The sequence below is a fragment of the Rugamonas sp. FW305-51 genome (assembly GCF_058786935.1).
The window spans coordinates 1-9,484 of record NZ_JBYSZG010000088.1 but is presented as its reverse complement, the minus strand read 5'-3'; the positions used below and the strand labels follow the sequence as shown (position 1 = coordinate 9,484).

General features: G+C 59.9%; 10 protein-coding genes. 8 read left to right on the top strand and 2 right to left on the bottom strand.

Features of this window, described 5'->3' with window-relative positions:
- Both AC3WOS_RS28045 and AC3WOS_RS28040 read left to right on the top strand, forming a co-directional pair.
- On the top strand, positions 1 to 1,000 hold a 1,000-nt coding region (locus tag AC3WOS_RS28045; protein WP_492720548.1), incomplete at its 5' end, for an RHS repeat-associated core domain-containing protein.
- Positions 1,000 to 1,254 (top strand): hypothetical protein, encoded by a 255-nt coding sequence (locus AC3WOS_RS28040; RefSeq protein WP_492720547.1) that lies wholly within the window; start codon positions 1,000 to 1,002, stop codon positions 1,252 to 1,254. The genes AC3WOS_RS28045 and AC3WOS_RS28040, both read left to right, overlap by 1 nt.
- A gap of 192 nt (positions 1,255 to 1,446) precedes the next feature.
- Here AC3WOS_RS28040 and AC3WOS_RS28035 read toward each other — a convergent pair whose 3' ends face one another.
- Both AC3WOS_RS28035 and AC3WOS_RS28030 read right to left on the bottom strand, forming a co-directional pair.
- Positions 1,447 to 1,674: a hypothetical protein gene (locus AC3WOS_RS28035; protein ID WP_492720545.1), complete on the bottom strand. Its 228-nt coding sequence runs from the start codon at positions 1,672 to 1,674 to the stop codon at positions 1,447 to 1,449.
- A 433-nt stretch (positions 1,675 to 2,107) separates the two neighbouring features.
- Positions 2,108 to 2,473 (bottom strand): helix-turn-helix domain-containing protein, encoded by a 366-nt coding sequence (locus AC3WOS_RS28030; protein WP_492720543.1) that lies wholly within the window; start codon positions 2,471 to 2,473, stop codon positions 2,108 to 2,110.
- A gap of 152 nt (positions 2,474 to 2,625) precedes the next feature.
- Here AC3WOS_RS28030 and AC3WOS_RS28025 point away from each other — a divergent pair, with 152 nt between their 5' ends.
- The 6 genes from AC3WOS_RS28025 to AC3WOS_RS28000 all read left to right on the top strand — a co-directional run.
- Positions 2,626 to 5,682 (top strand): CHC2 zinc finger domain-containing protein, encoded by a 3,057-nt coding sequence (locus AC3WOS_RS28025; RefSeq protein WP_492720541.1) that lies wholly within the window; start codon positions 2,626 to 2,628, stop codon positions 5,680 to 5,682.
- Positions 5,683 to 5,687: 5 nt separating this feature from the next.
- The gene (xerC, locus tag AC3WOS_RS28020; RefSeq protein WP_492720540.1) at positions 5,688 to 6,749 is read left to right on the top strand and encodes a site-specific tyrosine recombinase XerC; all 1,062 of its coding nucleotides are present in this window, start codon (positions 5,688 to 5,690) and stop codon (positions 6,747 to 6,749) included.
- Between the two features lies 1 nt (position 6,750).
- Positions 6,751 to 6,942, top strand: coding sequence for a DUF7706 family protein (locus AC3WOS_RS28015; RefSeq protein ID WP_492720538.1), 192 nt, complete (start codon positions 6,751 to 6,753; stop codon positions 6,940 to 6,942).
- Positions 6,943 to 7,157: 215 nt separating this feature from the next.
- A complete protein-coding gene (locus AC3WOS_RS28010; protein ID WP_492720536.1) occupies positions 7,158 to 8,099 on the top strand; it encodes an RHS repeat-associated core domain-containing protein in 942 nt (313 codons plus the stop codon).
- A 12-nt stretch (positions 8,100 to 8,111) separates the two neighbouring features.
- Positions 8,112 to 8,672, top strand: a complete 561-nt coding sequence (locus AC3WOS_RS28005) for a hypothetical protein (protein WP_492720535.1) — start codon at positions 8,112 to 8,114, stop codon at positions 8,670 to 8,672.
- 430 nt (positions 8,673 to 9,102) lie between these two features.
- Positions 9,103 to 9,484 (top strand): hypothetical protein (locus AC3WOS_RS28000; RefSeq protein WP_492720533.1); only part of this gene is annotated, 382 nt, incomplete at its 3' end.

Here is a 9,484-nt window from a genome sequence, read left to right as displayed (position 1 = left end):
GCGCGGGAAGCCGCATGGATACTGGGTTCTGACCGTTTTGGTACGACAGGATGCAGTGGGCCGCACTGTTCACATGAATGGGCGGGTGTACGATCCGTACACGGCGAGGTTCTTGTCGGCGGATCCGCATGTGACGGACCCAACTAACGGCCAGAACTACAACCGCTACAGCTACGTTGTGAACAACCCTACCAACCTGACCGACCCAACGGGGTTTGATATCAACTGGAGGTGGTTGCAACTGACGATGGGCTGGGGATCGTCCGCAGAGTATTACGACCGTAAGGAGAATTCTTCGAATAACGGAGCGAGTCAAGCTGCTGCGGCAACGACGCAGCGCATAAACTCGTCGAACACCAATTCGAATAGTGCAAAAGATGGCGGCGCGTCGGCAAATGGTGGCGGTAGCGGCCCGTTGTGCACAGAGGGAAGTTCTGCGGAAACTTGCGCAACGCTGACCAATAACATAGTGCAGGACCAGGTGCCGGTAGTTGTTGTGAAACCGGATGGCTATGTGCGAGCGAAATCGTCTACGTTTAAGGTAACACCTGCTGATCGCCAAGTTGGTACGATGATCGGAATTGCCGCTAGTGGTCTGCCCTTTGACAGAGCGGCGGTGGGGTTATATCGAGGTGCTCAGGCGATACAGGCTGCACGTGCGGCTAGGGCGCTAAGAACTTCTGAGGGGATGGCAAACTCTGTAAACGGTATGCGGTTGAACGCGCAGCTTGCAGCCGAGCAGGCTGCTGGGGCAAGGGCACCGTCTGCAATTACAGAATATTCGGAGCACGCATTAGAACAGATTGCTGGACGAGATGGAGGTATCGGTGTGAGTCAAGCTGCGCTAGAAGATGCATTTGCGAATCCTACGAACATTAAATTTGCACCCAGTAAGTACGGGCCTACTTTCCAATATATCGGCCAGGACGCGACGATAGTGGTGAACTCCGAAGGGAAAGTTGTAACTGGCTGGGGAACAAGTGCAGCAGGGGTTAAGTAATGAAAATCGATCTGACGCTACGGCAAATACAAATCGTTGAGTCCATTAAGTCTAAAAGCGAGTTGAAGGATCAAATTATGTTGAATAAGCTTTTGACGGAAGAAATAGACTTCGATGATATTGAAAAGCTATGTTTAATCATAAATGGTGAGTTCCTGATGGAGGGAATATTGCCGAGTTTTGAACCTAACCCTTATGGATTGGAGCTTGAGGGTTTGTTGGACTTAGTAAATCGGGCTCGTATTAAACCGTGAGTCTCACCGCTCAGCGGCGACCTGGCGCCGCGTTTCGACGTCAGTCAGTATGAACGCAACCCCACCCCCGAGTCTGCATGCGGTGCAAGGCGAAAACCCGCCTTGCACCGCATGACGGAGGGTGTTTTGTTCGGGGCCGTCAAGGCCAAGCCCTGGCGGGCGCTGCGCGGCCTGGGCGGAACCGGGGCCGCGTCAGTGCTGGTGGTGGGCGGCCCTGATTTCCTGAATCACCTGCTGGTAGCTGGCGTGGCCGGCGATCATGCGGCCGGCGCGCTCGGCGTCGTCGTCGGTGAGGTCGATGCCTTCCAATGCCCACGAGGCGACGATCTCTAGCCAAGCGGGATGGGCCTGCGCCAGGTCGATGTGGTGCCGCCGCTGGCGGGCGGCATCGAGCGAAGCGACGGTGGCGGTGTTGGCCATGCTGAAAACTCCTGCAATATGGTGAAAAGGTCTGCAATTCGGTGAAAACCGCTGCAACAAGGTGAAAATCTCTGAAATCCTGAAGGTGGATACGCTCTTGTTTTTCGCCGCCGGGGCGCCTGCTGCCGTCGAACCTAGCCGGATTTGGTGGCGAAAAGTCCGTCTTAAACCCCTACACACCATACGCACATTGCAAATGTGCGCGCAGCCCGCATTCCGACTGGGTTTTTCTGTATACCACGGAATCTGTCCTGTAATACAGCGGCCTGTAAGCCTTTGAGCCGAAAGAGAAAAAGGCGTATACAGCGATCGCGGTGCTCCTTCTCTTGTCTTTGAATATAAAAAAAGGCCCCGTAACCCCAGCAGCTTGCGCTGCGGGGTGCGGGGCCTTGCTCGTTCAATTGTGAGGGCTGCTCCCTTAGCTGCTAAGGGGTTAATTACCAGCCTGGGCCAGCACCGTCTCCAGCATCTCCACCACGAAGCGCTGCTTCTGCTTGGGCAGTTCGCTGATGCGCTCGATGCTGCGCTCCAGTTGCGACATGGGGCCGCGCTTGCCGCGCTCCTTTTGGCTGACCAGGCCAAACAGCTCATCCATCGGCACCACCAGCAGGCGGGCCACGGCTGGCAGGGCCGATACCGGTATGCGTCGCCGCCCGACCTCGTAAGCCTGAATCGTCTGCTGCGACACGCCCAGCACCTCGGCAAGCTGCACCTGGGTGATGTTGCGCGCCTTGCGCAGGTTGGCGATGCGCTCGCCCAGTTCGATGAAAAAATCGCGCTCTTCAGTGCTGATGGTCATGGCGGCTGTCGGGAGTGAGTGCATGAGGACAGCCATAAGATAACCCCTGTTTTTCGAAACGAAGTCGAGTATACTACAAAACGTAGTATACTCGTTTCTAGTTATTTTCTTCCAAACCCCCTTGACAGGTTTTTTGCAAAAGGTCGATTTTCATGGCACGCATCCCCGAATCGGAAATCGAACGGCTCAAGACGGAGGTGTCGCTGGTGCGGCTGGTGGAGGCCGCCGGCATCGAGCTGAAGAAGCAAGGCAAGGACTACGCCACCCGCTGCCCGTTCCATGACGAAGCCACGCCCAGCCTGATCGTGACGCCGGCCAAGAATCTGTTTCATTGCTTCGGCTGCGGCGCGGCCGGCGGGCCGGTTGACTGGCTGATGAAGTTCGACAAGCTGTCGTTCCGCGCCGCCGTGGAGCGCCTGCGCAGCGAGCTGGGACTGGGCACGACGCCGGCACCGGCCGCGCCGCTGGCCACCGGCAAGTTCAAGGCCGCGCCGCTTCCCTTGGCTGCCGACGCCGACGGCCAGGCCGCGATGCGCCAAGTGCTGGACTACTACCACGAGACCCTGAAGCAAAGTCCCGAGGCGCTGGCCTACCTGCAAGCACGCGGCCTGCACCACCCGGAGTTGATCGAGCGGTTTAAACTTGGCTACGCCAACCGCACGCTGGGCTATCGCCTGCCAGCCAAGGCATGGAAGGAAGGCCAGGAAGTACGCGGCCGTCTGCAAACCATCGGCCTGCTGCGCGAGTCCGGCCATGAGCATTTCAACGGCTCGCTGGTGGTGCCGGTAAGCGACACCAACGGCGTGATCCATGAGGTGTACGGCCGCAAGATCCTCAACAACCTGCGCAGCGGCACCGCCTATCACCTGTACCTGCCTGGCCCCCATGCCGGCGTGTGGAATGAGGAAGGCGTGATCGCCAGCGGCGGCGAGGTAATCTTGTGCGAAGCGCTGATCGATGCCATGACGTTCTGGGTGCATGGTTTTCGCAACGTCACCGCCAGCTACGGCGCGGGCGGTTTCACGGACGATCACCTGGCGGCGTTCCAGCGGCATGGCGTCAAGCGTGTGCTGATCGCCTACGACCGCGACGACGCCGGCAACCAGGCCGCCGACGCGCTGGCCGAAAAACTGACGGCGGCGGGCATCGGCTGCTACCGCATCCTGTTCCCGAAGGGGATGGACGCCAACGAGTACGCGCTGAAAATGTCGCCGCCGGACAAGGCGCTGGCCCTGTTGATCCGCAAGGCCGAATGGATCGGCGATGGCAAGGGCGTGGCGCCGACATCAGCGCCGGTCGATGGCGTGCCTTCTTCCTTAGCGGCCGGGGTGGAAGTTGATACGCCCGCGCCGCCAGCGGAGACTCTGCCCGAACCCACTCTGGCCAGTCCGCAGCCACCGGCCCCGCAGCCCGATACGCCGGTCGAGCAGAACGACACCGACCTGGTGCTGGCCTACGGCGAGCGCCGCTACCGCGTGCGCGGCTGGAAAAAGCCCTTGAATCCCGAAGCGTTGAAGGTGAACCTGCTGGTGTCGAAGGACGAACGGTTTCACATCGACAGCTTTGACCTATACCAGGCCAAGGCGCGGGCGGCATTTATAAAACAGGCTGGCGTCGAACTGGGCGAGGCCGAGGACGTGCTGAAACACGATCTTGGCCGGGTGCTGCTGAAACTGGAAGAGCTGCAAACGGCACACCTGCAAGCCGCGTTGAAGAAGGAGGACGACGGCCCAAAATTGTCCGACACAGAGCACGCCGCCGCCCTGGAGCTGCTGCAGTCGCCCGAACTGCTGGCGCGCATCCTGGCCGACTTCGACGCCTGCGGCATGGTGGGCGAGGAAACCAACAAGCTGGTGGGTTACCTGGCGGCGGTATCGCGTCAGCTGGACAAGCCGCTGGCGGTGCTGATCCAGTCGTCCAGCGCGGCCGGTAAGTCGTCGTTGATGGACGCGGTGCTGGCTCTGATGCCGGAAGAGTCCCAGGTGCGCTATTCGGCCATGACGGGCCAGAGCCTGTTCTACATGGGCGAGACCAGTTTAAGGCACAAAATCCTGGCCATCGCGGAAGAAGAGGGCGCGGCGCAGGCCAGCTACGCCTTGAAGCTGTTGCAGAGCGATGGGCAGGTCAGCATGGCATCGACCGGTAAGGATGCCACCACGGGCCTGTTGACGACCCACGAATACAAGGTCGAGGGGCCGGTGATGCTGTTCCTGACCACGACCGCCATCGACATTGACGAGGAACTGCTGAACCGCTGCGTGGTGCTGACGGTGAACGAGAGCCGCGAGCAGACCCGCGCCATCCACGCGATCCAGCGCAACCGGCAGACGCTGGAGGGTTTATTGGCCGACGAAGACCGTGATGCCATCTTGACCCTGCACCGCAACGCCCAGCGCCTGCTGCAGCCGGTGAAGGTGGTCAATCCCTACGCCGACCAGCTGACCTTTTTGGACGACAAGACGAGGACGCGGCGCGACCACATGAAATACCTGTCGCTGATCCGCGCCATCGCCTTCCTGCACCAGTACCAGCGGCCGATCCACACGGTGCAGCACCGCGGCAAGGCCGTACGCTACATCGAGGTGCAGCCGTCCGACATCGTCACCGCCAACCGGCTGGCGCACGATGTGCTGGGCCGCACGCTGGACGAACTGCCGCCGCAGACCCGCAAGCTCTTGAGCGCTTTGCATGGCTGGGTCACATCGGAAACGGCGCGGCTGGCGATGAAGCCCGCCGACTTCCGATTCAGTCGCCGTCACGTGCGCGAGCTGACCGGCTGGGGCGATACGCAACTGAAAATCCACCTGGCCCGGCTGGCCGAACTGGAATACATCCTGGCGCACCGCGTGGCCCGTGGCCAGGGACTGGAATACGAGCTGGTATATGACGGCGAGGGCGATGCCGGCGGGCGCTTCTTAATGGGTTTGGCCGACATGGCGCAGCTGGAGGACAAGGCGACCTTGCCATATGACGCTCAGCGGTCGGGGGTAAATGGCGAGCGGTCGGCCCCCGGTCGGGGTGTGGTCGGTGGACAGTCGGCCGCTGGTCGGCGTGATGAAATTGCTGTGCCGGCCAGTGTTGGCGCGGCTTGCGCCAAATTGGACGCCGACGATACGCACAAACCGCGTCAGGCCATCTCGCCACGCGGCCCGTCACATCGTAGCGCAAGCGCGCCCGTCATGGCGGCCGCTCCGACCATCGACGCCTGATCGCCATGGCCCGCAAGCGCAGCACCACCATCAAGCCGCCCATCGGCGACGTGCGCGACCCCAATAGCTTATTCAACCATCTGCGCCACTTCCTGGCATGGCGGCTGGAGCGCCAGTTCAGCGCGCAGACGGTGACGCGCGACGAGGAATGCCTGCGCTACTTCATCATCTGGTGCGACGAGCGCGGATTGGGACGGCCGCAGGAGATCACGCGACCGATCCTGGAGAGATATCAGCGCTACCTGTTCCTGTACCGGAAGACGGACGGCCAGCCGCTGTCGGCGCGCACGCAGTACAGCCGGCTCACACCCTTGCGCGCCTTCTTCGCCTGGCTAACCCGCCAGAATCACATCCTGTACAACCCTGCCAGCGACCTCGATCTGCCGCGCCTGGACCAGAGACTGCCCAAGCACATCCTGACGGTGGTCGAGGTGGAGACCATCCTGGCCTTGCCCGACTTGGAGACCGGCCTGGGCATCCGTGACCGCGCCATGCTGGAGACCTTATACAGCACCGGCATGCGCAGGCAGGAGCTGGCCCAGTTGGGCGTGTTCAACGTCGATCACGACCGTGGCACGGTGATGATACGGCAGGGCAAGGGCGGCAAGGACCGGGTGATCCCGATCGGCGAGCGCGCCTTGCAGTGGCTGGCCAAATACCGCGACGACGTGCGGCCCGAATTGGTGGGCGGTGCCGACGACGGCACGCTGTTCCTGACCCACGCCGGCGAAGCGTTCACGGTCAGCAGCCTGAGCGAAATGGTGCGCGAGTACATCGATGCCGCCAAGATCGGCAAGCGCGGCTCCTGCCACCTGTTCCGCCACACCATGGCGACCCTGATGCTGGAGAACGGGGCCGACATCCGGTTCATTCAGGCCATGCTGGGCCACGCCAATTTGAACACCACGCAGATCTATACCCAGGTCAGCATCCGCAAACTAAAAGACATCCACACCGCCACGCATCCGGGGCGGGTGATCGAAGGCGCGCACGCGCTCGAGCAGGGCGTCAGCGAGCGCGACGCCTTGCTGGCCATGCTCGACGCCGAGGCGGGCGAGGAGGACTGACATGCAGCCACCTGTGCCAATTGCGCTCGACCTCGCACCCCACGAAGCCCTGGCGCTGGCGCAGTTCCTCAAGCGGGTCGGGCTGGACGACTATCGCCGCCTGGCCGTCGACGTCGATGAGGCGTGGGACATGCTCTCGGCCGGCGAACGCCTGCGCGCCGCCCTTGCCGCCGCCGGCTACGCGCCGCGCTGACCTTCACCAAACTCGCCTCCCTCAGCCGCCATGGGGCGGCTGCCACTGTTTGCCGTATTCACAACACTTGCTATACTGCGCCTCAAATCGACCGTCTGCGGGCCAAAAAACCGCATCAGGGGGTCTCGCTCTTTTAACTCGCCATTTCACCCTGCGCATGGCGCGGGAAGCCGCATGGATACTGGGTTCTGACCGTTTTGGTACGACAGGATGCAGTGGGCCGCACTGTTCACATGAATGGGCGGGTGTACGATCCGTACACGGCGCGGTTCCTGTCGGTGGACCCGCATGTGACCGATCCTACCAACGGGCAGAGCTACAACCGTTACAGCTACGTGCTGAACAACCCGACCAATCTGACCGACCCGACCGGGTTTGACGCGGAGAAGGATGCGCAGAAGAAGATCGACGCTGCGGCACGAGGCGCTTGCGGGCAAAATCTGAGCTGTCAAAAGGAATTCAAAGATACCTTAGGTAAAATTGCAAATGCGTCTGCCAGCGGTGGTACGGGTTCAAGTAACGGTACAGGTTCAAGTGCGCCAACGTCTTCCGGTGTAGAGAAGGCTGAAGCAAAGCAAACCCATGGCTCGGTAAACACTGGAAGCAGTGTTTTTAAAGATGTAAAAGAGGGCATAGCCAGTTGGTGGAATTCATCCGTAGAGGCTTTTAAATCTGAGAGTACAGCAGATTTTGCTAAGCGATTGGTAATCGATACGCCTAATCCTGAGAATGCAGTAGTTGGTATTGCGGGAGCCGTTGCCGGTAGCATTGGGAAAATCGAGCAGGTCATTGTTAGCGGATCAAGAGCAGAGGCTGCTGCTTTGAGGGCGGCAGAGGCTCCCCTAATCCAGCAAGGCGGTCTCAATTTATTTAAATGGGGAAGTGAAACAACAACTACCGCTACTGGCTGGAGGGCTGGCGACTTTATGCTTCACCTTCCCAATCGTGGCAGCGTAAGGGCGAATTGGGCGCAAAATTCTGGACGGCTACGAGAGCAAATGTCGAAGGGGCAACCTATTTATGACTCGTTCCGTGACGCCACCAGTGGGCTGCAAATCCCGACAAAAGGGTTCTTAGGTGCAGAGCGTAATCTTCTTGAGTCTCGTGGATGGCAATACAATCCGGCAGCGGGTGCATATTTCCCTCCGCTGCCTTGAAGGGGTAGTCCAATGATTTTATTTGCTTCAGAAGCTCGGATTCATTTTGATCAAGTTGCGCAGCAATTTGAAATGACTTGTGTTTTGTCGACGGATCGGCAGGTGCTTTACAGAAATGACAATGTGTTCTTAGCGGTGAATTTTGACAATGGGCGTTCGTTCGAGCTTGGTATCGAAATTGGTCTGGAGGTCGAACCCAAGCGAGCCTTTTCTCTTGCCGAGATACTGCGTCTGCGGAACGTTTCGGCTGAAAATGTCGATGGTTTGATGGCTAGCGATGTTGCTCGGTTGGAAAGTGCTCTAGCGTTCTTAGCGGATTTAACCTTGGAGCATGCCTCTGATTTTTTGAGTGGTAATACTTTTTCGTTTGCACAAATTACGAAATTACGTGAGCGCGAAAGTAAAATTTATGCTCACGAACGTGATTTGCGTGTTGCCAGGGCTAAGTCTGAAATCGCATGGGCAAAGAAATTATATCCAGATGTTGTGAGTGCGCTTGAACCTCTCGAGCAGTACCTTTCGCCTGCCGAAATGAAACGCCTGGCCTATGCTAGGCATCGCTGCCAATCTTGAGAATAAAGTGGGCATGGGATCAGTTCCGGCATTCGGACACGGCTTCAGCAACGACGGGGTGTGTTTCTTGCATTCGTGCACCGGGCACCGGGGTCAAGTCTGACATTCCGGGCACCGGGGTCAAGTCTGACATTCGGACACGACCTCGGCTGTAGCTGATTTTGCGCGACAGGGTCTTGCGCGACAGAGCCACCGGGGTCCCGGGGGCTACCATCGTGCGCGCGACAGGGTCTGGTCTGACAATCCGACACGGCCTCGGCTGTAGTGACTGAACGACCCGAGCACGGTCAATCTCCCGGTCCGCCTCAATGTGGCACAGGCCAACGGCAGCACGACGGTTTGTGCGGTAATCGACAACAGCACGATTGAGCGGTGGGATCTGGATGCCAGCGCGACCGGCCCCGGCAGCGGCTTTGGCCGCAGCGTCACGGTGAATCAATACACGGACGGCTGGTGCAACCTGACCCAGCAGACTGTGACGTCGACGCCACCGGGCGGAGGCTCTCCGTTCGTCACCCAGACCAACACCACCTACCTGAACGATGCGAGCAACTGGGTGGCCGGCCTGCCGGCGCTGGTGACGGTCAAGAAAACCGACCCGGTCAGCGGCAGCCTCACGCGCACTGCGGCGTACGCCTACGACCAGGTGCCGGGCCTGCTGCACACGGAGACGACCGAGCCTGGCGACGCGTTGTACCAGGTGGTCACGACCTACGACCGCAGCACAAACAAATTCGGCCTGGTGGGCAAGAAGACGCAGGCCTGGCAGGATCCCGCCTGCGTGAACAACACGGTGACGCCGGCCTGCGCGG